Here is a 22,319-nt window from a genome sequence, read left to right as displayed (position 1 = left end):
GCCTGTCATGAATTTCATGTTCCTTTTACTCCATGATGGGTTAATAACTATAGATGTGTTTGTCTATTCTATCTGTCCATATCGTAACTATAATAGTTTATCGACATAAATTGGTACTCACAAGTACATAAGAACAGTACACTTACCTATCCTTAAAATCGGAATCGGAGGGAATTCATGCAATGAGAAGAATGACTCTACTATTTCTAGTATTCATCCTGAGTCTTGGGGCGGCTGGGCACGCGATGGCCTATACTACTGCGGACTTGGGCGAAGGCATCATTGAAGATCCTGCACTAGAGAACGGACTGAAGCTGATCCTGAACAAACCGGTAGATTCTCCTCTAACCTCATCCGATCTGGAGCAGTTGAACGTTGTGGATCTGAGCAATGCTGGCATTCAAAGCCTATCCGGTCTGGAATACGCCACGAATCTGACTCACCTCCGGTTATATGGCAACGAGATTGACAATCTAACACCGCTGGAGCATCTGACTCAGCTTCGCGAGGTTGACGTTCGCAATAATTACATTACATCGATTGATGCACTGGCTGATTTGAAAGACCTGGGACGGCTGTATATCAGCAACAATTCCATTTCTTCCATAGAAGTTGTACGTGGATTCAACCGACTACATACGTTTCACGCCAGCGGCAACCAGATTACCAGTCTCTCCGCTCTGGCTGATGCAGATGATCTTCAATGGCTCGAAATCTCGAACAATGCGATAACGGACCTGACACCACTGGCGGATAAAAGAAAACTTAAACAGCTCAATGTGGCCAACAACCATATTCACACACTGGATGTACTGGCTGAGCTGCCGAATACACTTCAGAAGCTGAATGTGGCAGGCAACGAGATTTCCGATCTGATGCCACTGGAGCATATAACACGTCTGCAGACGCTGGACTTCTCCGGGAATCAGGTTCAGCATCTGGCACCCTTGGAAGGCCTGATAGGGTTGAAAGAACTGAATGCGGAGTCCAATCAGATCTATGATCTTGAGCCATTACGACAGCTGTCCAAGCTGGAAGTACTGAAATTGTCCAATAACCGGGTGTGGGATCTTACACCGGTTGCCGGTTTTACTTTTACAAGAAATAGCTCTGCCAATACAAATACCATAACGGATATCTCGGATTCCACTTCCATATCCTCTGGCACCCAGACTTCGGTCTCTGAGCCGGAACCTGCAGGGCTAACGGTACAAAATAATTATCTAGATGTTGCGAACGGCAGTGACACGATGCGCCTGCTAAATCAAATGAATGTACGGGAGCAAAAGCGCACCCCGCAAGGCAAATTCCAACGACTGATTGAAGGGTCCACAACCGCCTATGTGGGTGATCAGGCTTACGCGCTGGAGGCTGCGCCTTTTATCGAGGATGGACGGACCTATGTGCCGCTCCGCTTTGTCTCGGAGCAATTGAATGCCAGCGTGAACTGGAATCCGGACACACAGGAGGTTCAGATTGCGCAAAATGGTACAGTGCTTAAGTGGACGGTGGGCAACAAACAGGTGAGTGTAGATGATACACTTGCAGTAAACGACGCACCTCTGTTGATGAGGGATGGCAAGGCGTTTGTCCCGGTACGATTTATTTCAGAGCAATTCCATACGACGGTTGGATATATCGGGAGCAGCAAAACGATTCTCATCTTCGAAAACAAGGCTCAAAACGAGAGTGTACAACAACCTTAATTAAGCAGAGTATAATCAAGCACAGCGAAGTCCCCGTCTGAACCGTCAGCGGGGATTTTTGGCGTGCATTATATTGGTTGTGGGCACGCGGGAATTCGGTTTATTCAAAAAAACGGATGCTGCCCATCGTCTGTCTGTATTCACTAGGACTCATGCCAGTCCATCGCCTGAACTGTCGGCTGAAATGCGCAAGACTAGAATATCCGAGCATGGCGGACACCCGGGTGAGGTTCAGATCAGGTTGATGTATCAGCTGCTTGGCCTCGTGGAGCTTCAGCTCGGACAAATATCTGCGTGGGGAGATGCCATATACTTTCTGAAACGTCTCCAGTGCATATCCAGGACTGATTTGGAGAGAAGCTGCGATCTCTTCAATACGGATCTCTTTATCCCCCAACCCTTCTAGTTGGATGTTCCCGGCATTGAAGCGGCTTTTGATGGCCTCGGCAATCAATGTTGCATAGTGCGCCACCGTAGGCGATACGGATTCTTGGGAGCGGGAGGAGCTTTGCTCTGACAAGATAGCCAAAATCTCCAGCAAACCAGACTGCATGCGGAACAGATCTGCCGTCGTAAATTCTTCTTTTTGCTGAAGAAGGTCCACCCATTTCATCATCACTTCCGTCAATCGCTGATTATCCTCGCTACCATTCGGGAACAACAGCTGCACTTGTCGGCTCATCCCTTGTCGGAACAAAGCCTCGTCCACATTGAAATGGGCAATAAAGTAGGTCAATCCCTGCTCCTGATTGCATTCATTGGTATGTTTGCACCCGGGCGGGATAAGTAATATATCTCCTTGATGAAGGTCATAACGGATATTCTCCAGTATTGTCGTTTGTGCGCCTTCCAAAATCAGAATTAATTCAAAGGCCAAATGGGATTCCTGGGGCACATGCCAGCCTTGGTTCACCTTCTGCATGTGTGCACCAAACAGCTTGACGTTCCAATCCGTCGCAGGCAACCACCGGCTCTCGGGAGACAGGTAGGAACGGTATGGTTCAGGGATGATCATGGATTTCACCACCTTGGATTAGGGCAAATTTTACGCGGTTCAGCGTATCTTCTTTTGGAGCAGGACTTGATATACTGACTGTACTGTACATCATACCTGAGGTTCAAGCGAGGAGGAAATTCCAATGTCCCTGACGTTACATGGCTATTCCACTACACCAGATCTTTCGTGGAAAGAGATTTCTTATACAATCGCAAATGAAAGCGCTAACTTAAAACTTACAGGTGAACAACATCAACTCGTAGAAGGATTTGGCGGCTGCTTCAATGAACTTGGTTATATCGCTCTTTCCCACTTAAATGAGGAGCAGCGACATGAAGTCTTTCATTCCCTCTTCCATCCGGAGGGCGAACACAAATTCAACATCTGCCGCCTGCCAATCGGCGCGAGTGATTATGCAGAGCAATGGTATAGTCATAATGAGGTAGACGGCGATGTGGCCATGGAACATTTTTCGATTGAACGCGACTTCAAATATCTGATTCCATACATCAAGGAGGCCCTGACCTACAATCCGAATCTTCAATTCTTTGCCTCACCGTGGAGCCCGCCTACCTGGATGAAGTCACCGAAAGCCTATAACTACGGAACACTGCGCTGGGAAAAAGATATCCTGGAAGCGTATGCGTTGTATTTCGTCAAATTCGTGCAGGCTTACCGTGAGGCAGGTGTTACTATCCATCAGGTTCACGTGCAGAACGAAGTCATCGCGGATCAGAAATTTCCTTCCTGTATGTGGACTGGCGAGCAGCTGCGCGAGTTTATCGCCGATTACCTGGGCCCTGCTTTTGACCAGCATGGTCTGGACACGGAAATCTGGCTGGGGACGATCAACGCACCCGATCCATGGGAAGAATTGATCAAGAAAAAATCGAATGATTTCGATGAATACGCCGGACTGGTGCTTAGTGATCCGAAAGCGTACGCCTATATCAAGGGAGTAGGTTATCAGTGGGCAGGCAAAAATGCCATTCAACGGACAGCCGCAAGCTACCCGGAGCTTCGTTACATGCAGACGGAGAATGAATGCGGCGATGGCAACAATTCGTGGAACTATGCCAAATATGTATTCAACCTGTACCAGCACTATTTCAGCAATGGGGTCAATGCGTACATTTACTGGAACATGGTTCTGGAGCCGAAAGGCCGCAGCACGTGGGGGTGGGAGCAGAACTCGATGATTACGGTAGACCCGGATACGAATGAGGCCATTCGAAATCCCGAGTATTATGTGATGAAGCATTTTGCCCATCATGTTGTTCCTGGTGCACGAAGAGTGGGTCTGTCTGGTGCCTGGAGCGGCAAATCGGTGGCTTTTCGCAACCCTGACAACAGTCTCGTGATTGTCATCAACAATCCGTTCAAGGAACTTCGTGACCTGTATTTGGCATACGAGGGGCAGACACTCAAGTTTGAATTGGAGGCTGACTCCTTCAACAGTATTGTTGTCTCGGAAGGCTAGAAAGAAGATACAAACAGAAATAGCGCCTTGCTCCGCGGCTTGACCGCGGAGCAAGGCGCTATTTGGGGATGCAGTTGATAGCATAAGAGCATGATTATGAAAACTTAGGGATTGTTGGCAAGATAATTTCTCAGCCATTGCATTGCTGGACGCTCCGTACCGTTGCTGTTGACCAGATGGGAACCACTTACCCAGGTTTGACCCTGATTGTAGCCCCACAGCGTCACACCTTTAACGGCAGAGTGCTGCCAGAGTACAGGAAATTTCTGCTGATAGCGCTGTAACTGCGTGTTATCATCGCCGGTCATGTCCAGTTCGGATACATAGATCGGCAGACCTGTCGCAGCCAGCTTGTTCAGCACGGTGTTCATCGTGCTTACGGAGACATTGTCCATATTAAAGTAGTGGGCCTGAATGCCGATGCCGTCAATCAGGCCTCTGCTTTTCAGGATATTGATGATCTGAACGTATTGATCAGCTGCGTTCGGATCGCCAATAATACCATAGTCATTCAGCAGAAGCTTGGCGTTCGGGAAGGCTTGTCTCGCCTGTTGGAAGGACCAAATTACCCAGTCCCAGCCTGTTGCTCCATCCCCTCCGATGGCATTGCGATAGGAAGGTTTGGCATGCAACGGTTCATTAACCACATCGACAAAAGCTGCTTTGGGATAACGCTGACCTGCCGCCTGAATCCACTGTGTCACTTCTGCTTTCTGATCGGCAGCGGAGAGTCCACCAATCCAACCTGGCTCCTGACTTCCCCAGACAAGCGTGTGAAACTTGAACGGAAATCCATTACTGTTGGCATAATTGTAGGCGATATCTGCCTGAGACCAGTTCATATTGTTACGCGTGGCTTCGACTGCGCCCCATTTCGTTGAGTTCTCCGGCGTTACTTGGTTCCAATAGGGACTGAAATTCGAGGGAACACTGCTTGCAATGATATTACCCAGAAACTTGCTTCCTTTGGCCAAACCTGCACTCACACTGCCGACGGCTACCGATGTGGCAAGCACACCCACTAACGCTAACGCACCCACGGTCTTAAACCATTTGGACTTGAACAATGTACTTCCTCCTTTAGTTTTTAATAGTTGACAAATTAGTAAGCGTTTACATTTATCATTTTACTGGATATATTTGTAATTATCCATGTAGAAAGTATAGCTTGTCCCTCAGAAAGTATAGATAATGGGCACTAACATGATAACTTCAACAAAGGCGTTACACTTTATTATATTTACAAATCTATAAATATAGATATAATGTAATTCTGAGAACTTATTATATCGGCTATAATTCCACACAGAGGCAAGGAGGTATTTTTTTAGTTTAATATATCTATTTTTCTATATATATAAATGAATTTGGAGGTCTACTTTAACATGAAATCACAACAGGTTAACCCGCTCCTCATCCTCATTCTGGCATTGGGTGTATTCGCAATCATCACTACAGAAGTAGGCATTATTGGAGTGCTGCCCTTGATCACGCAGAAATTCAATATCACCGCTGCACAGGCTGGATGGCTGGTAAGTATTTTCGCTCTAGTCGTTGCCGTATCCGGCCCTTTCCTGACTTTACTCGTATCTGGTATCAATCGTAAAACCATTTTGTTAATTGCCGTGCTGTTGTTCGCCATATCGAATGTAGTATATGCCTACACAACCCGCTTCGACATGATGTTAATCTTTCGGATTATCCCGGCCATTTTTCATCCGGTCTTCTTCTCCGTCGCTCTCGTCACGGGTGCCAAGCTGGTCCCACCGGAAAAAAGCAGTCAGGCGGTTGCCAAAGTGTTTACCGGAATCACTGCCGGCTTTGCATTTGGCGTGCCCCTAACTTCCTATCTTGCGGAACGTTTCTCGTTGGAAGCTGCGTTTTGGTTTGGAGCGGTTGTCAGTATCATTGCTTTCATCGGTATATGGATTTGGCTGCCATCAATGCCTGTGCAAGAGAAGATGTCTTATGGCAAACAGATCGGCGTTTTGCGTAAACCTGCACTGTGGCTAAATATTGCCACTGTCATTTTTATCTTTGCAGCGATGTTCTCCGTATACAGTTATTTCGCCGAATACCTTGGGCAAGTCACCCGTATGGACGGTTCATGGATTAGTGCGATGCTCTTGGCCTTTGGTGTTATTATGATCGCCGGCAATTTGGTATTCGGACAGCTTCTGCATCGGAATATTCCGAGAACCGTTCTCCTCTTCCCGGTGTTATACATGGCCGCTTATTTACTCGTTTTCTATGCAGGCTCCTATTTCATTCCGATGATTATCATGGTGTTCGTCTGGGGTGCGATTCACTCTGGTGGTCTGATTGTCAGCCAAACTTGGCTAACAACGGAGTCTCAGGAAGCACCGGAATTCGGAAATAGCCTCTTTGTCTCTTTCTCTAATCTGGGGATTACCCTCGGCACCTCCATTGGCGGCTGGTTCATTGCCCAACTTGGAATCCATCAGGTCATCTGGAGCGGAATAATCTTTGGTTTGCTTGCTTTGGTATCCATCGTTGTCAAAATAAAATTTTTCACCTCTCGTAGTCGTAGTTCAATTGAGACGGTATAAGAGTTAAGGGCACAGTTGGTCTGGACCAAATTGCTATCTCTACTCCATAACGAGAAAATCCCTTCTTCATCAGTAACATTCTGATACTGATGTGCCAAGCGTCATATACAATTAAATATGATTTGGGTGTTGTTGAGGAAGAAGTTTAAACATATAGAGAAACGTGTAGTGACTGCTCCGATCATTCCTTGTGGTGTTTCCATGGAATGATCCAGAGCGGTCTTTTTTTATTTGTCATTTTGTGGTTTACATTTACCAAATGTTTATCTAGTATTAAATCCAATTACACATATCTTTACATAACACTAGATAACAAGGGAGATTACAACATGCGCAAATTTTCGCCGAAACGTTACGCCGGATGGCCTTTATCATTCCTCTTATGTGCCTCCATCCTCTTCGCACCCTTCGCTTCCACACCGGCTCAGGCTGCTGAAGCAGACAAGGAAACCAAGATTACGTTGCTGGGAACATCGGACATTCATGGACGATTTATGCCATGGGACTACGCTCTCGACGGTCCGAATCCGACAGGCAGTATGACACAGTTGTATACGATTGTAAAAAAAGTGCGTGCTGAGAACCCGAATACAATCCTGCTGGATGCAGGCGATATGATTCAGGATAACTCAGCTGAACTGTTTAACGATCAACCTCAATCTCCCATGATGGTCGCAATGAACGAAATGAAATATGATGCATGGGTGATGGGAAATCATGAATTCAACTTTGGACTGGATGTATTAGAGAAGATTTCCTCACAGTTCAAGGGACAACCCTTGGTAGGTAACATTTTCAAAGAAAACGGCGACCGCTACATGCCAGCCTATACGATTATTGAGAAAGACGGTATCAAGGTTGGTGTCATCGGAATGAACACACCTATGATTACCGAGTTTGAGAAAGGTACGGATCACCTGGACGGCATCATTGTCAAAGATCCTGTGGAAGAGACCAAGAAGGCCATCGCCGAGCTGAAAGGCAAAGTGGATGTCATGGTTGGACTCATGCATATGGGACTGGATAACGAGAACGGGAACCCGGGCACCGGGGTCACGGATATCGCCAATGCCAACCCGGAGCTGGCTGCCATTTTTGCCGGACACATGCACACGCTGATTGAATCCCAAACGGTTAACGGCGTATTGATCTCCGAGCCGAACAAATATGGTTCACACATTTCACGGATTGACCTGACGTTTGCCAAAGAAGGCGACAAGGTTGTACTGAAAAGCAAGGAAGCTCAAGCACTCGCTGTAAAAGCAGCTGATGGCTCTTATGAAGTGTCCGATCCCGGACTGGAAGATACACTGCATCCGTTCCACGAGTTCGCTCGTGCCGATGCCAACATTGAGGTAGCTGAACTGAAAGGAACCAACCTGGTACCCGCGGATGAGATCAAAGGTATTCCTGCGGTGCAGATCCAGGAGACACCACTCTCGGATTTCTTCACCGAAGTCATGCTGCATTATAGCGATGCGGACGTTGTCGCGCACCAGATCGATAACGATAAAGCCAAACTGGATGTCGGACCGATCAAGAAGAAGGACATCGCGTTCAACTATCAATATGCCTTCGGAGAAGTAACGGTATATGAAGTGACCGGACGTGATCTGAAGGACTACATGGAATGGTCTGCGGGTTATTTTAACTCCACACGCCCTGGCGATGTGACGATCAGCTTTGATCCGAAACGGCGCGCTTCCAAATATAGTACCGACGATTTCTTCGGTGGAGTAACCTATGAAATTGACCTGACTAAGCCTTACGGCAGTCGGATCACGAATCTCAAGTACAGCAACGGCACAGTGGTCAAAGAAGGCGATACGCTGAAGCTCGGCATGAATGCCTACCGGATGGAAGCCCTTATTGCCAAAGGTGGCGCACTGGAAGGGCGTAAGTTCAAGCAATTATGGTCCTCCAAGGATGCTTCGGCATTCGGTGAGATTCAAGGTACGATCCGTAATCTGTCCATTTCTTACTTGAAAGATGTTATGAAAGGCGTCTATGAGCCGAAGATTCAGCACAACTGGAAAATCACCGGCGTAGACCTGACAGCACCTGCTCGTGCAGATATTGTAGAGTTGATTAATGATGGCATCATGTCCGTTCCGACAACGGAAGATGGCAAGTATACCAACATTGCGTCCATTAACATTTTGGATGCGGTGACTGAAGAAGAAATGACTGCTCTTGCCGGCAAAGCGAACGTAAGTATAGCGAAATTCTCTGGCGTGAAAACCAAGGGTGAGTTCTATCAGGAACTGAATAAAGCTCGCAAGGCGTCCACTGGTAGTGGTGAGGGAGAGACTACACCTGAGAAGCCTACGACACCAACGGTACCGAAACCGACACCAGACACATCGAAACCTAGCAAACCAGAAACATTACCAGGTAAACCGGGCGCAGTCGTTAAAGGCAAACAAGCCAAGGTTACTGCGACATACCTGAACGTGCGCTCCAGCGCTTCATCCAAAGCCAAAGTGGTTACTGCGGTACCGAAAGGCACCGTCCTTGAGGTAATCAGTACAGACAAGTATGGTTGGGTAAAAGTGAAACTGGATGGTCGCGTAGCTTATGTATACGGAAAATATGTAAGTATGCTGAAATAGCATGAAAGACCTCCTCCACAATGCATGTGGAAGAGGTCTTTTCTTTTTTTGATTCTATGAGTCATGCGTATTCATTTACTCATGTGCTAAGCTTCGAACCCTCTTTACAAACTTCTCCAGCCTGATTCCGTTCGTTTGTTTGGTGAATTCAAGTGCCTTGTTCGAGAACCCCTCGTAGGCAGAAAGGATATAATCACCATCGACGATATAGTACGTACCATAACGAGAGAACGAATAGCCTCCCCGTTGCTCGGCCTCTACTCCCTTTTTGATCGCTGTAACTATTCTCTGTCCAGGTTTAAGTTTAGGCTCGATCCCTGCAAACGCTGCGTTATAGAACAGAAACGTCTCCTTGGCTACATCTCCTCCTGTAATGACTTCCTGCACCTTTACTTCGTAGGAGATGAACTCTGCTTCGTAGGGAGTCATTCCCGTAGTCTCCTGCTTTTCTGCCATTTTGCGTTCGGGTGTATCTGGTTCAGTGGTCAACACCATGCTAAAATTCGGCAGAACGCTCACAACCTCTGCCACAACAACTGCATCTGCGAAGTCCATGATCTCTTTAAAGGTCACTTTTTTCATCCATGGAGTCACAAGAGACTGTGGTGATAGTGGGTACTCCTCCCTTAGTTCCTGTATCCGATCTTGGGAGAGAACATCTAATTTATCATCATCCGAGTTAGAAAAAGGGGGCGAACAACCCAATAGACCGACTGTTAACGTGATTGCAAACAACCAACACACTACACGAAGTTGTGTCACGCCCCCTTCTCCTCACTAACGTTTTCTCGCCTTATATTAACCCCGCTTGACATCCCAGCTCGCAAGCATGCCTCTTGCCATTTCCATATTGGACTCTTCCTCAGTGATTAACGCAAACTGTGCAACAATTGCCGGGTATGCCGCCCACTGCTCCCGAATATGCTCCAGCATTCGAGGCCACGTTCTCCCACCTGCCTTCTCATAGCGTTTCAGCAGATCACGCAATCCTTCCTCTTCGAAGAGCGCATAATAGATGACAAAATCCTTACCCGGGTCGGCAATCTCCGCCTCGGTCCAATCAATAAGTCCGGTGACCCGCTGGGCATCGTCGACGATAATATGCGGCGGATGCAGATCACAATGATTGAACGTCGAATGTTCAGGCCAATAGCTGTCCGTTGTCAGCCACGCTTCCCACCGCTTAGCCAGTTGATCTGGTACCTCAAAGCTTTGTTTAATCTCCTCAATATTAGCTGCAAAAGCTTCACGAGCTTCCGTAGGCGTCTTGCTGCGCACTCCGCCCTTCACCGCCTCAACGGGATCAATGTTGTGCAATGTCGCGAGTGTTGCCGCGAGGGAATCGAAAAAATCATCGGATAAGCTTTCCTGCGGAAATCGCCATGCATACCCTCCCCCTGCCGGATCGACGACCGCAATCGGCTCTCCATCAAGTAAAGGATAGGCGATCAGTTCCGGCGTAAAAATCCGCCATTCCGGCACCTCTACCGGCAGATGCCTTTTCACAACCTTCAGCACCTTGCGCTCATTTTCAGCCCGTTCCCATACATCCTCGCGCCGTGGCTGGCGCAGTATCCACTGTTGTCCCTGTTCATCGGTGGCAAACGCTACACGAAAGTCCATACCGGACTCATTGATTTTCATGGATTCCTCGACAATATGAAGCCCGTTCTGTTCAGCTAAAGATGTTAGTTTCTTTTGAAATTCCAAATGCTCATTCACACTGGGTTTTGTCATATCGGGTAATCCCCTTTTCCTCATTAAATAAAAAACACAGACATTCATGCCTGTGCAGTCCATTTCGGAAATTGGGCATACCTGGATGCTCGCAAAAAAATAGTAGTACATCAAAGAACCACTCCAGAAGAGCGTTTCGTTCATGACTAGCGGCATACGTGTAAATAGGCAAACCGATCCCAATGAGCTGCACACAGGCAGAAATACAGCAAGCGCAAACAAACGTTTCGCCAAACTATCTCAATCGGATAAAATTTGCCACACGTATCCCTCCGTTCTGTAAGTTACCCATATGTTAACATATTCCATTTTCTAGTTCCAGATTAAATGGAGGAATTTTTGTTCTTTTTCAGCGAGAGTGCCGAACTCATCATCGAAGGAGAAGAGACCACTGTCCCTTTAGATAAAACACTGATTGGCGGAAGTGCATAAGTGTGGACAGGTAATTCAATCGCAACATCACTCCCTCCCCAGGCTGGCGCTATGAGGATGGTCATCCATTAACACAAGTTTGAACAGATGATATGTTATAATAACGAAATAATCTTATAAGGAACGGGGAAGGATTCGCATGGACGCTAAGCAACCCCCAGATCAGGAGAATCCCATTTCTCGTGGTCGACCAAGGAGTACAGAAGTTCACAAACGCATACTGGATGCCACCTTAACCTTACTTGGCGAAGTAGGTGTGGAGAAACTGAGTATGGAGTCTGTCGCACAGCTCGCAGGCGTAGGCAAAAGCTCAATTTATCGGCGTTGGAGCAGCAAGGAAGCGCTGGTCGTGGATGCACTGGAACGTGTCAAGCCAGAGTTCAGCACAGCTGTACAAGGCGAACTACATGAAGTGTTGTACGAAATGGCCCAAAGTTTTGCCCATCAGATGAACAATCCGCTTGGGAAGCAGATGCTCTCTTTGCTGATTTCTACCCTATCTGGCAGTTCACAGATTTCAGAGTCGTATTGGGAAAACCATTCACTGCCGAAGACCAAGGAAATCTCCAGTTTGCTTGAACGTTATATCCCGAAAGAAAAACTCCGTCAAGATACAGATCTGGATCTGGTGTCTGATTTTATAATCGGCTTTATTATGTATCAACTCTTGCTCAAACCGACTTCATCCGATCTGGATAACGAACTGAAACGCGGTATTGATATGATTTTAAACGGAATACAACCCAAATGATTTAGGTCCCGCTAAGATTAGCAGGACCTTTTCATTGACAATTAACGATACGATACAGTATCGTATCTAATATAAAATCATTCAAGGGAGTGTAATCCATGAGTAAACCCAATAAAACAGTGATTATTACAGGCGGTAATACCGGTCTTGGATACGAATGTGCCAAAGTGATCGCTTCATCTCAGAAGTGGCATGTCGTTATTGCTTCTCGCAGCCTAAGTAGAGGAAACGCTGCGGTGCAGACTTTGATCCAATCTACGGGTAACCCCAATATCTCGGCTATGGAGCTAGATTTGGCTTCAACGACATCCATAAGAAAACTTGCAGCGCAATATATACAAACCGATCTTCCACCCCTCTATGCCATCGTTTGCAATGCCGGGTCTCAATTTGTGCAAAATACACAATCCACTACGGATGGTGTCGAGGCAACCTTTGGAGTGAACCATCTGGGGCATTTCCTGCTCGTCCGCTTGCTGCTTGAGTCGCTTCAGGAACAGGGGCGAATCATCGTTGTATCCAGTGACACGCATGATCCCGGAGCCAAAACCGGTATGCCCGCTCCTCGCTATGCTCATCCCAATATCATGTCTGATCCAGCCCAGTCGGATCAATTACTTTCAGACCTCTCTCCTTCTGCCCGGGGACAACTACGTTATACAACATCGAAGTTATGCAATTTGTATTTCACCTATGAACTCGCCCGCCAAGTCCAACAATCTGGAAGATCTGTTGCAGTCGCTGCATTTAATCCTGGGATGATGCCTGGCAAAGGTTCAGCTCTCACCAGAGAGTATCGACCACTCCTTCGGTTCATGTGGAATTATGTAATGCCTTTAATGCGTTTCTTTAATTCTGGCATACGCACCACCAGGCAGTCAGGAACTGACCTTGCAAGTCTCGTATTGCATCAACCTGTAAGCGAATTGAAGGGAACGTACTGGGATGGAACGCAGAAAATCCCTTCTTCCGAGGAATCCTACAGCCCTGAGCGTGCCATAGAATTATGGGACTGGAGTTCAGGAAGACTTGGTTTGCACAATACGATTTAAACATCATTGTGATTTACTCCGTTAACCCACCTGTATATAGAGTATAATGAAGAGGTATACGATAAATGTACGGTGCAATGCTTGTATGTAAGCATATTGCATAATTCGATTACAAACGCTCCCGTGTACAATTCGCTTTAAGGAATTATGCAATATGCTCCTGTATTCAAAACTAACGTAAAAGAGGTTAACGATGAGTAAGCAACAATTTAAAGATTATGGACTTGGCGAAGAAATCGTAAAAGCGCTGGATAGCCTGGGCTATGAAACACCAACTGAGGTTCAAACCAAAGTTATTCCAGTAGCCCTTGAAAATAAAGATCTTGTGGTCAAATCCCAAACAGGCAGCGGAAAAACAGCCGCCTACGGCATTCCGCTCTGTGAACTGGTGGATTGGAACGAAAATAAACCCCAGGCTTTGATTCTTACGCCAACCCGCGAGCTGGCTTTGCAAGTTAACGAAGATATTACCAATATCGGTCGCTTTAAGCGTATTAAAGCAACCGCACTATATGGTCAGTCCCCTTTTCATGTTCAAAAAGCTGAGTTAAAACAAAGAACGCATGTCGCTGTGGGCACACCTGGTCGGGTACTGGACCATATCGAGCGCGGCACCCTGCCGCTGGATCGGATCTCCTACCTTGTCATTGACGAAGCAGATGAGATGCTGAATATGGGCTTCATCGAGACGGTTCAATCTATCATTCAAGCACTGCCTAGCGAGCGAGTGACGATGTTATTTTCCGCTACGTTCCCTGAAGATGTAGCCAAGCTGTCACGCAAATACATGAACAATCCGGTGGAGATTGAGATCAAGGCAAGTGGCCTTACAACAGCCACCATTGAACATGCTGTAATTCACGTTCCAGAGGTGAACAAAACGGCGCTGCTTCAAGACTTGTTCATTGTTGAGAATCCGGACAGTTGTATCGTATTCTGCCGTACGCAGGAGAACGTGGATAAATTATTCCGGGTCATGGCTGACCTCGATTATCCAGCGGATCGCATCCACGGAGGCATGGAGCAAGATGAGCGCATCGAAGTGATGAATGCATTCAGAAGAGGACAATTCCGTTATCTGATTGCGACTGATGTAGCCGCTCGGGGAATTGATATCACGAATATTACCCATGTCATCAACTACGATATTCCTTTGGAAAAAGAAGGATACGTGCACCGTACAGGCCGTACGGGTCGCGCTGGCAAGACAGGTAAAGCCTTTACCCTGGTTACCCCGAAGGATGGCAGACGTCTAGCGGAGATCGAATCGTATATTGGATTTGCAATTCCTGTCGTTAAAGCTCCTTCCGAGGAAGCTGTTGACCGTCGTCGGGAAGAGTTCGAGAAGCGTTTGAAGATCGTTCCTGAACGCAAAAAGGACAAGCGTGAACAGTTGAATCAGCAGATCATGAAGCTGAACTTCAACGGAGGCAAGAAAAAGAAACTCCGTGCGGTAGACTTCGTGGGTACCATCGCCAAGATTGAAGGCGTCACTGCAGACGACATCGGGATTATTACCATTCTGGATAATGTAACCGATGTGGAAATTCTGAACGGCAAAGGACCACTCGTGCTTGAGATTATGCAAACTACAACGGTAAAACGCATGCAGCTCAAGGTTCGCAAAGGTCACAAATAGATTGGTAAGCAGGGTAGACTAACAGGTGTGCAAAAAGGGACAGCGACTTCTTAAGTCTGCCATCCCTTTTTTTCTGTCATTTCAATGCTTGTCTCTATATGATCCCATATGACTAGATGTTCTAAGTAGCACGAGGATACATACTAACTGTTCCCACATAGGAAACATCAACATTTACTCCGAGAGAGTTTGTGTTATATTCTAACTCATTTACAAATGCTGTAGCACCAAATTGAGTAATAACAGCTATTAGTAATGCAGGTGGATTTAAAATACCTGTTAAACCAAATATAGCAGTTGCCCAGTTAGCTTGAGTTTTAATGTTGTATGCTAAAGTTTTAGACTCTTGATTTGATAATTTGAAATTAATTCCCCACCAGTATGATTCAGCGCTAGCAAAAGGTTGTATAGTCCCTTGATCATTCTTAAGGGATTTTACAACCGCTGGCATGTTACTAACAAGTTGTCCATTTTCAATTTTCACTAAGTTATTAGCCAATGCTTCATTAGTAAGTGCCATACCACGTGAATAAGAATCGAATACTTCTTGACCCACATAATTCAACGCTTCTTCATCTAGTTCATAAAAATTATCATCATTCAATGTTACATATTTATCAATAATTGAAAGAGCGTTAAGATTTTCAGTTAACTGATCCTGTTGTTCTGCTGTTAAGCTGATAGATGTGATAGATGTCTGTTGATTTACTAGAAGAGGATTCTCAGATGTTGATGCAAAAGCACTTGATACAGGTACAGCTGCCAATACAGTAGCTAATGATAGAGCGACGATTTTTTTCTTCAATGTTTGGAACCTCCTAATATGTAATATCATTATCATAAATCCAACTCTCATTATTGTCAATATATTCCTTTGAAAATTTTGTATATTGATATTAATTAAAGTGAATAATACCACTATTTTCAATAATGATAGAGTTGCGTTGTAGCTAATGGATGCCTTTGCGAAGGGGATTTTAAAGCCAGGGGACTTGCTGCTAGCTGCTCAGGCCTATAAATATGTAAAAGCGCTTTTATAATGAGAATTTTAGAATCAGCTCATCAGAAAATCGATCAAAAAATCACCATGACTCCTTAAAAGTAAATGCATCTTGAATATTTATTGAGCACAAACACTTTATAAAAAGTAACAAATGTGATATTATGTAAAAAAACATTGCTGTAATGGATCCATCGAACTTAAAGTAATGTGCTTTAGAAGGAAAAATGGGTGTAGATCTTTGCCAAGAAGGTTCATATTGCTTGTACGATGGAGTTCCCGAAATCGAGTTGGGCAAAACCAGTATAGTTCTAACGATCTCAAAAGTTGATGAAGGTGGAACGTGAATGAAAAAACTCGGGCAGGACAGAAGTCTAATTAAGGACCACATTACTGTATAGGAGTGATTATTTTGAATATTTCATTTTTAGCTCTAATTATTGTAGGTATCATTTCCATTTACGCCATTGCAGCAACACTTATCATAAAATATATTGGCATGAAATTTTTCAAGGATAAAACCAATATGTATTTTCTATACGCTTCTATTATATTGGTAATCCAAGCTTTTTCTGTTACTAAAACTTTATTATCTAATCAGGTTATAAGTTCTTTCAATATTTTATTCTTCTTTATGGCGTTGGCATTTATTTATCAAGGGATAAAGAAAAAGAGATTAAATATTAAATAATGGGATATTTATTAAAAAGCTGTTTGGTTATTCCAAGCAGCTTTTTGAATTTCTCTACATTAATTTATTTTACTGAGCCATCAGCCTCGTTTCCCGTTATCCTTGAGTAAGCTGAGTTAACATATCTTGCTTAGCAAAGCTATGATCCTCTCTACACCATCGTACATGATATGTAAGAACAATTTCCCCGCTCTCACCGCTCAGCCCCGATGAAATGCCGGTTTGTTCAGAAATGGATGGATTGTTCACTTGAAAAAGAGTCTAGCTGAACTAAAATATAAATGAAAGCGCTATATTTAATTTGATATCTTTCGGGAGGTGTGTGTAATGGGTAACAGGAAAGCAGTCTGGTTTCTGGTCTTCGCGCTCACGCTAACCATGTTTGGCCTTCACCCCGAACGGACAAGCGCGGCAAGCGTGACCATCACCAACGGTTCCGATTGGCTGGATACCGCAGGCAACCCCATTCAGGCCAATAGCGGAAACATTCTGAAAGTCGGCAGCACGTATTATTGGTACGGCGAGCATGCGGTAGGCGGCAAGTTTGACAGCGTCAACGTCTATACTTCAACCGATCTGAAGAATTGGACGTTCAGCAATGCCATCCTGACCAAGGATTCGGCAACCGAGCTGGCTTCCAGCAAAATCGAACGCCCTAAAGTCATCTACAACGCCTCCACGAAGCAGTACGTGTTATGGGCGCATTACGAGAACGGCACAGATTACAATCTAGGGCGGGTCGCGGTAGCGACGAGCAGCACTCCAAACGGCAAATTCACGTATGAGGGAAGTTTTCGGCCTCTGAATTATGAGTCACGCGACATGACTGTTTTTGTAGATACAGACGGTACAGGCTATCTGGTCACAGCATCCCGCAAGAATGGCGGGGCCAATGATACGATGGCTATTTTCAAAATGAACGCCAGTTATACCGGGGTGGAATCCTTTGTGGGTTGGCAATTCGAGAATGCCTACCGTGAAGCTCCTGCCGTTGTGAAAAAAGGCAATCGCTACTACCTCTTCACCTCCCAAGCTGCTGGCTGGTATCCGAATCAGGGCGCGTATGCAACCGCATCGTCCATGACAGGCACGTGGTCCGCTCTTACACCTTATGGCAATCCATCGGCCTTCGGCTCCCAGATCCATGATATTGCCACCATTACAGGCAACAACACCACATCCTATATTTATATGGGCGACCGCTGGAATCCGCTCAATTTTGGCGAGCATAAGCACATCTGGCTGCCACTGACCCTGAATGATTCAAACGGCACCGCCTCACTGGAGTGGTACAAAGAGTGGAATATCGATGCTGCAACGGGTACGATGACACCACCCTCTCTTGTGAATCACGCCCAAGGCAAAACGGCTACCGCCATCTCCACAGCCTCCGGCTCATCTGCATCCAATGTCAATGACGGCAACTATCAGACTTCTTGGGCAGCGTCGTCCAATACTTGGCCAGCCTGGTGGCAGGTCGATTTCGGTGCACCGAAGACCATCACGGAGATCGATATCTCCTGGTTTATGTATAAAGGATCGGAAGGCTATTATAAGTACAAAATTGAGATCAGCAACGATGGCGTCAACTACTCTTCGCTGGATCGAACCAGCAATACCACCTATGGGTTTACGACCGACGCTGTTCATTTTACCGCCCGGTATGTACGTATCAATATGGTCAACGCTGTCCTGTGGAACAATCCGGGTAACTGGTACACCCCAACCCTTCACGAGGTCAAAATGCTAGGCCCAGCAACACCTGATGCGACGAATTACAGCCGTTTCAGCTCCTTCAATTATCCGGATCGGTACATCCGTCATTCCAACTTCACTGCACGGATCGACGCCAACGTCTCACCTGTACTAGATTCCCAGTTCCGCGTTGTACCCGGCTTGGCAAGCTCTACAGGCATCTCCCTGGAGTCCATCAACTTCCCTGGCTACTTCCTGAAGCGCAATGCCAGCAACAAAATCGTACTTGAAGCGTATACGGATACCGCCACCTACAAAGGAGATGCCACTTTCCTGAGCAGCGCCGGCTGGGCTGACAGCTCCAAAGTATCCCTCCAGTCGTACAGCCAGCCCGGATACTACATCCGGCATTACGACTATGTATTGCAGCTGGATGCCATCAATGCCTCCAGTAGTGCAACGGTGAAGAGTGATGCCACGTTTGGGCGAGCTGATTTTTAGTTTAGAAATTGGAGATGAGAATGAGCATCCACATCTTGGGAGAGAGGCTGCTTCTTCAGGAATCTTAACTGGAGACGTGGCCTCTTTCAGCTTTACCAAATTCCTAATTCGGAATGGGATAACCCTATTTGATATTGATTGAGAATGCAGGTTTGATTAAGGCATAATCTCCGGCCAGACTGGCTACCGGCCGCCAGTTTTCTATTGCTATTTTATAATCACCCGCATAAGCCTCATGATCAACCTGAGCCTGCTCTATTGTTCCAAGAACCAGATGATCTGTACCCACCTCAATAATCCGATCCAGTGTAAGTTCAAAGGCAATCGGAGCCTCAAGCACGGAAGGCACATTCACACGTTTGCCCGGATTAGGCGTAACACCTACCAGTTCGAATTCATTTTCCCCCGATGACACATCAGCTGACGATTGCTGCATCGACTCTACCAACGATGATGAGACCATATTAATGACATACTCACCTGTCTCCCGAATATTAACCAGTGTATCTTTGACGGTACCCTCCCTATCGCCTACGCCTGGTCCAATGGAAATGAGCAGTGTGGGTGGGTTGCGCGAAGCCACGGTAAAAAAACTAAAAGGCGCCAGATTAAGAACCCCATCCTTACTCCTCGTGGAAACCCACGCAATAGGCCTTGGCACCACGGACCCGATCATCAATTTATACATTTCCTCTACAGAGAGAGTTGCTGTTACAAACTCATTAGCATCATGTTTTGGCAATCTTTCTCGTCCTTTCTTCCATTCCCATTCGCGGCTCCTTCGGTTTACAAACTCCAATGGGACAAATATAGTTGATTTAAGAATATACACATGTTCAGTACAAAAAAAGTACGCACTTCAAAGTGCGTACCTACTCGAAGGAGCGTATCTACGATGGATAAACCAAGTACAACCAAGGAGGAAGCACTGACTCCATTTGACTACACCTTGTCCATCATTGGCGGAAAGTGGAAGATGAAGATCATGTATCAGCTTGCCTTTCATGGGGTTACACGTTACGGAGAACTCAAGAGACGTGTCCCTGGAATTACGTATAAGGTGTTAACCTCCCAACTGAATGATCTGGAGAGCGACGATATTGTGAAAAGAGTGGAGTATGACCAGACACCACCAAAGGTGGAGTATTCCTTAACACTCAGGGGGCAGAGCCTGATGCCGATTCTCGAGGAAATATGCAAATGGGGAGTACACAACGTACCGGACTCACTGACTCTAAATGAATTACAATGACTTATTGATGATCTCCAAAAATGCCTTCATATTGTATGTGTCGTCCTGAATGCGCCATTCCCCATGTTCTTGTAAAAAGGTAATCTCCCCTTCTAACGGAATGGTCTTCGTTTCTTCTCCATCATAATTCGTAAATACCAAATTCAGGGTGTACTCCACGAGCATCCAATCATTTTTACTTTCTTTCATCTTCGCTTGTATATCTTCCGTATGAAGTGACGCATCTTCTTTGTCTGCCACCTGAAATGGCAAACCCACGCTATTTCTTTCAAAGTTCCGTTCAGTCAGGAAAGGCTTCAAGATCTCTTTTTTGGCTAGCATCTTCTCTACGGTTAATAATTCTTCACTCTCCGTATTATCGACTGCAAACTCCGCCTTTTTATATTCCAAGGTCATTTCAAGAGCCTGCTGTTCTTCCTGGGCAGATGCCTTTTGGTTCGTCAATATACTCAACTGACTCGTTGAAGATGGAGCTGGCTCTTGAATACTTTCGGGTTTTGGGGACTCGTTACACCCCATCATTACGACAGACATCAGAGTAACTGTTCCGATGATATAATTTAATTTACGCAAAATCATCCTCCATCCTGTGCGTTCTTGTTATTGACTACAGCTGAATACATAAGCAGGCGGCAGGTTACGGTACACCCTTGTTATGCTTATGTTTTCGAAAAATCGCTTGAGCAAACCTCGTTTGAGTAACGTGTATTGAAAAGTAATGAATTTACCATCTTGTTTCAAATATTGCCTTGATTTAGCTAAAATGTCCAGTGATACCTCAGCAGGCAGACTCGCAAAAGGCAGTCCGGATACAATGTAATCAACCTTATCCAGTCCCATATTGTCGTATGTGCTGATCCACATGCACGGCAGAATCATGAATGATGTGTATATTCGGAAGATGACCGTATTTTTTACGCAGCAAATGGCAGAAACGTGCGTTGTTTTCAATCAAAATCAGGATAGTCCCCTGCTGTATGTTTGCAAGCAACTTTTCCGTAAACATCCCCGTGCCCGGCCCATACTCCACAATGCATGATGCACGGTCAAATGCGATGTCTTTCACCATTTTAGCTGCTAGATATTTTGAGCTGGGAGCAATCGCGCCAATCCATCGGGGCCCCTGGATGTATTGCTTCAAAAAGGATAACCACTCCATCTCGTTCGCCCCCTACGTTCAATTTCCTAAGATCAGTGTAGAACCCAAGTCCGAAGAAACTATCAAATCGATGAGAATAGGAGAAGAATGATGAGAATTTGAGAGCATGCTACATCATATTCCGAGTGGATAAAGCTTGCGAATGTTACGGGATAAACGCATAGAACTGTGGAGCACAAAAAAGAAGCCTATCGGATTACTCCTCGGGCCCCTTAATATAATCAAACTATATTATGCAAGATTAACGATTTGAAAATCTAAAGATTAACATTTCGCCATTATGGGTTTGGTCCTGCAGCTCCACATAGTTTCCCTGGGTATAGTTCGATACGGTCTTTCGCCAAAAATGTTGACCCACCTTATTTTTCTCCGAAGGATTCGTGAACAACTCCCATCGTCCCCGATATCTCCGCAATACCTCTTTTGCAGCATACTCAGCAATCCCCTCACCTCTAAATGGCTGCATCAGAAAGAATTCGTTTATAAAGAAATCCGTATCTGCCGAACAATGAGGCGCAGTAGCCACAAATACAAAACCCGCTGGCACGCCATCACCCCACGGCTGACGTAATGTGTCGTTAGAAACAGTCCTATAATCTCATTGTATTGCTCTTCTTCTGCACAATATAGGCAACAAACCATTTAAACCAAATCCTACACAAAAAGCCACATTCGATTTCTCGAATGCAGCTCTAACCTTTAAATCACTTTTTGGAATATACAATTTTCTTGATACTGTCGATGGACAAACAAAATTGCTCTATAAGTTGGTCAATGGACGTACCCGCAGCAAATAGCTGGCGGATCACATCGTTCCTTTGCTTCAACATCATCCGGCTGCCCGAACCCTCGCCCCACTTTTGATGGGCTTCCTTGGGTTTCGGGATATACACCAATCCACCAGGGATATGGCGCTGAATTTCCTTCAACAACTCTTCCGGGAAGATGGTGTCTGCGTTGATATATTTCATATTTGCTCCGCTCCTTAAAAGTTAAGATCTTTAAGGCAGCAGAGTCAACCGATGAACACTTCTTATACGCACTA

General features: G+C 45.7%; 20 protein-coding genes. 10 read left to right on the top strand and 10 right to left on the bottom strand.

Annotated elements, in window-relative coordinates; genetic code table 11:
* Positions 1-182: 182 nt before the first annotated feature.
* Positions 183-1,706: a leucine-rich repeat domain-containing protein gene (locus tag AMS66_RS20250; RefSeq protein ID WP_082350810.1), complete on the top strand. Its 1,524-nt coding sequence runs from the start codon at positions 183-185 to the stop codon at positions 1,704-1,706.
* 100 nt (positions 1,707-1,806) lie between these two features.
* Here AMS66_RS20250 and AMS66_RS20245 read toward each other — a convergent pair whose 3' ends face one another.
* Positions 1,807-2,721, bottom strand: coding sequence for a helix-turn-helix transcriptional regulator (locus AMS66_RS20245; protein ID WP_053782508.1), 915 nt, complete (start codon positions 2,719-2,721; stop codon positions 1,807-1,809).
* Between the two features lie 124 nt (positions 2,722-2,845).
* Between AMS66_RS20245 and AMS66_RS20240 the strand changes: the two genes are divergently transcribed.
* Entirely contained in the window at positions 2,846-4,183 is a 1,338-nt protein-coding gene (locus AMS66_RS20240) for a glycoside hydrolase family 30 protein (RefSeq protein WP_053782507.1), read from the top strand.
* 104 nt (positions 4,184-4,287) lie between these two features.
* Here the strand turns inward: AMS66_RS20240 and AMS66_RS20235 are convergent, their stop codons facing one another.
* Positions 4,288-5,250 carry an endo-1,4-beta-xylanase gene (locus AMS66_RS20235; RefSeq protein ID WP_053782506.1) on the bottom strand — a complete coding sequence of 321 codons (963 nt, stop codon included), beginning with the start codon at positions 5,248-5,250 and terminating at the stop codon, positions 4,288-4,290.
* Between the two features lie 318 nt (positions 5,251-5,568).
* On the opposite strand from AMS66_RS20235, the gene AMS66_RS20230 reads away from it, so the two are divergent.
* Both AMS66_RS20230 and AMS66_RS20225 read left to right on the top strand, forming a co-directional pair.
* On the top strand, positions 5,569-6,753 hold the full coding sequence (locus AMS66_RS20230) for an MFS transporter (protein ID WP_053782505.1): 1,185 nt from the start codon (positions 5,569-5,571) through the stop codon (positions 6,751-6,753).
* A 329-nt stretch (positions 6,754-7,082) separates the two neighbouring features.
* Positions 7,083-9,365 carry a 5'-nucleotidase C-terminal domain-containing protein gene (locus tag AMS66_RS20225; RefSeq protein ID WP_053782504.1) on the top strand — a complete coding sequence of 761 codons (2,283 nt, stop codon included), beginning with the start codon at positions 7,083-7,085 and terminating at the stop codon, positions 9,363-9,365.
* A gap of 75 nt (positions 9,366-9,440) precedes the next feature.
* Here AMS66_RS20225 and AMS66_RS20220 read toward each other — a convergent pair whose 3' ends face one another.
* Positions 9,441-10,127, bottom strand: a complete 687-nt coding sequence (locus tag AMS66_RS20220) for a hypothetical protein (protein ID WP_053782503.1) — start codon at positions 10,125-10,127, stop codon at positions 9,441-9,443.
* Between the two features lie 36 nt (positions 10,128-10,163).
* Positions 10,164-11,102 carry a macrolide 2'-phosphotransferase gene (locus AMS66_RS20215; protein ID WP_053782502.1) on the bottom strand — a complete coding sequence of 313 codons (939 nt, stop codon included), beginning with the start codon at positions 11,100-11,102 and terminating at the stop codon, positions 10,164-10,166.
* A 571-nt stretch (positions 11,103-11,673) separates the two neighbouring features.
* Here AMS66_RS20215 and AMS66_RS20210 point away from each other — a divergent pair.
* The 3 genes from AMS66_RS20210 (at position 11,674) to AMS66_RS20200 (ending at position 14,976) form a co-directional block, all read left to right on the top strand.
* A complete protein-coding gene (locus AMS66_RS20210) occupies positions 11,674-12,285 on the top strand; it encodes a TetR/AcrR family transcriptional regulator (RefSeq protein ID WP_024629643.1) in 612 nt (203 codons plus the stop codon).
* 98 nt (positions 12,286-12,383) lie between these two features.
* Positions 12,384-13,337 carry an SDR family NAD(P)-dependent oxidoreductase gene (locus AMS66_RS20205; protein WP_053782501.1) on the top strand — a complete coding sequence of 318 codons (954 nt, stop codon included), beginning with the start codon at positions 12,384-12,386 and terminating at the stop codon, positions 13,335-13,337.
* A gap of 193 nt (positions 13,338-13,530) precedes the next feature.
* Complete coding sequence (locus tag AMS66_RS20200) at positions 13,531-14,976, top strand: DEAD/DEAH box helicase (protein ID WP_053782500.1); 1,446 nt, start codon at positions 13,531-13,533, stop codon at positions 14,974-14,976.
* Positions 14,977-15,097: 121 nt separating this feature from the next.
* On the opposite strand, the gene AMS66_RS20195 is transcribed toward AMS66_RS20200, so the two are convergent.
* Positions 15,098-15,781, bottom strand: a complete 684-nt coding sequence (locus AMS66_RS20195) for a hypothetical protein (RefSeq protein WP_053782499.1) — start codon at positions 15,779-15,781, stop codon at positions 15,098-15,100.
* A 607-nt stretch (positions 15,782-16,388) separates the two neighbouring features.
* On the opposite strand from AMS66_RS20195, the gene AMS66_RS20190 reads away from it, so the two are divergent.
* Together AMS66_RS20190 and AMS66_RS20185 are read left to right on the top strand one after the other, a co-directional pair.
* Entirely contained in the window at positions 16,389-16,667 is a 279-nt protein-coding gene (locus AMS66_RS20190) for a hypothetical protein (protein ID WP_053782498.1), read from the top strand.
* A 378-nt stretch (positions 16,668-17,045) separates the two neighbouring features.
* Positions 17,046-18,863, top strand: coding sequence for an AbfB domain-containing protein (locus AMS66_RS20185; protein WP_236703569.1), 1,818 nt, complete (start codon positions 17,046-17,048; stop codon positions 18,861-18,863).
* Between the two features lie 124 nt (positions 18,864-18,987).
* Here the strand turns inward: AMS66_RS20185 and AMS66_RS20180 are convergent, their stop codons facing one another.
* Positions 18,988-19,539, bottom strand: a complete 552-nt coding sequence (locus AMS66_RS20180; protein WP_236703568.1) for a flavin reductase family protein — start codon at positions 19,537-19,539, stop codon at positions 18,988-18,990.
* Positions 19,540-19,758: 219 nt separating this feature from the next.
* Here AMS66_RS20180 and AMS66_RS20175 point away from each other — a divergent pair, with 219 nt between their 5' ends.
* Positions 19,759-20,115, top strand: a complete 357-nt coding sequence (locus AMS66_RS20175; RefSeq protein ID WP_053782496.1) for a winged helix-turn-helix transcriptional regulator — start codon at positions 19,759-19,761, stop codon at positions 20,113-20,115.
* Here AMS66_RS20175 and AMS66_RS20170 read toward each other — a convergent pair.
* The 4 genes from AMS66_RS20170 to AMS66_RS20155 form a co-directional block, all read right to left on the bottom strand.
* Positions 20,107-20,688, bottom strand: a complete 582-nt coding sequence (locus AMS66_RS20170; protein ID WP_053782495.1) for a hypothetical protein — start codon at positions 20,686-20,688, stop codon at positions 20,107-20,109. The two genes, AMS66_RS20175 and AMS66_RS20170, sit on opposite strands and share 9 nt — an antisense overlap.
* Positions 20,689-20,941: 253 nt before the next feature.
* Positions 20,942-21,274, bottom strand: coding sequence for a class I SAM-dependent methyltransferase (locus AMS66_RS34570; RefSeq protein WP_330219336.1), 333 nt, complete (start codon positions 21,272-21,274; stop codon positions 20,942-20,944).
* A gap of 241 nt (positions 21,275-21,515) precedes the next feature.
* Positions 21,516-21,800 carry a hypothetical protein gene (locus AMS66_RS20160; RefSeq protein WP_201782206.1) on the bottom strand — a complete coding sequence of 95 codons (285 nt, stop codon included), beginning with the start codon at positions 21,798-21,800 and terminating at the stop codon, positions 21,516-21,518.
* Positions 21,801-21,978: 178 nt separating this feature from the next.
* Positions 21,979-22,245 carry a CD3324 family protein gene (locus AMS66_RS20155; RefSeq protein ID WP_053782493.1) on the bottom strand — a complete coding sequence of 89 codons (267 nt, stop codon included), beginning with the start codon at positions 22,243-22,245 and terminating at the stop codon, positions 21,979-21,981.
* Positions 22,246-22,319 lie beyond the last annotated feature (74 nt).

Origin of the sequence: Paenibacillus xylanivorans, from assembly GCF_001280595.1 — a bacterium.
Classification (GTDB): Bacteria; Bacillota; Bacilli; order Paenibacillales; family Paenibacillaceae; genus Paenibacillus; species Paenibacillus xylanivorans.
The sequence above is the reverse complement of the archived record's forward strand: the minus strand, read 5'-3'. Positions and strand labels throughout refer to the sequence as shown.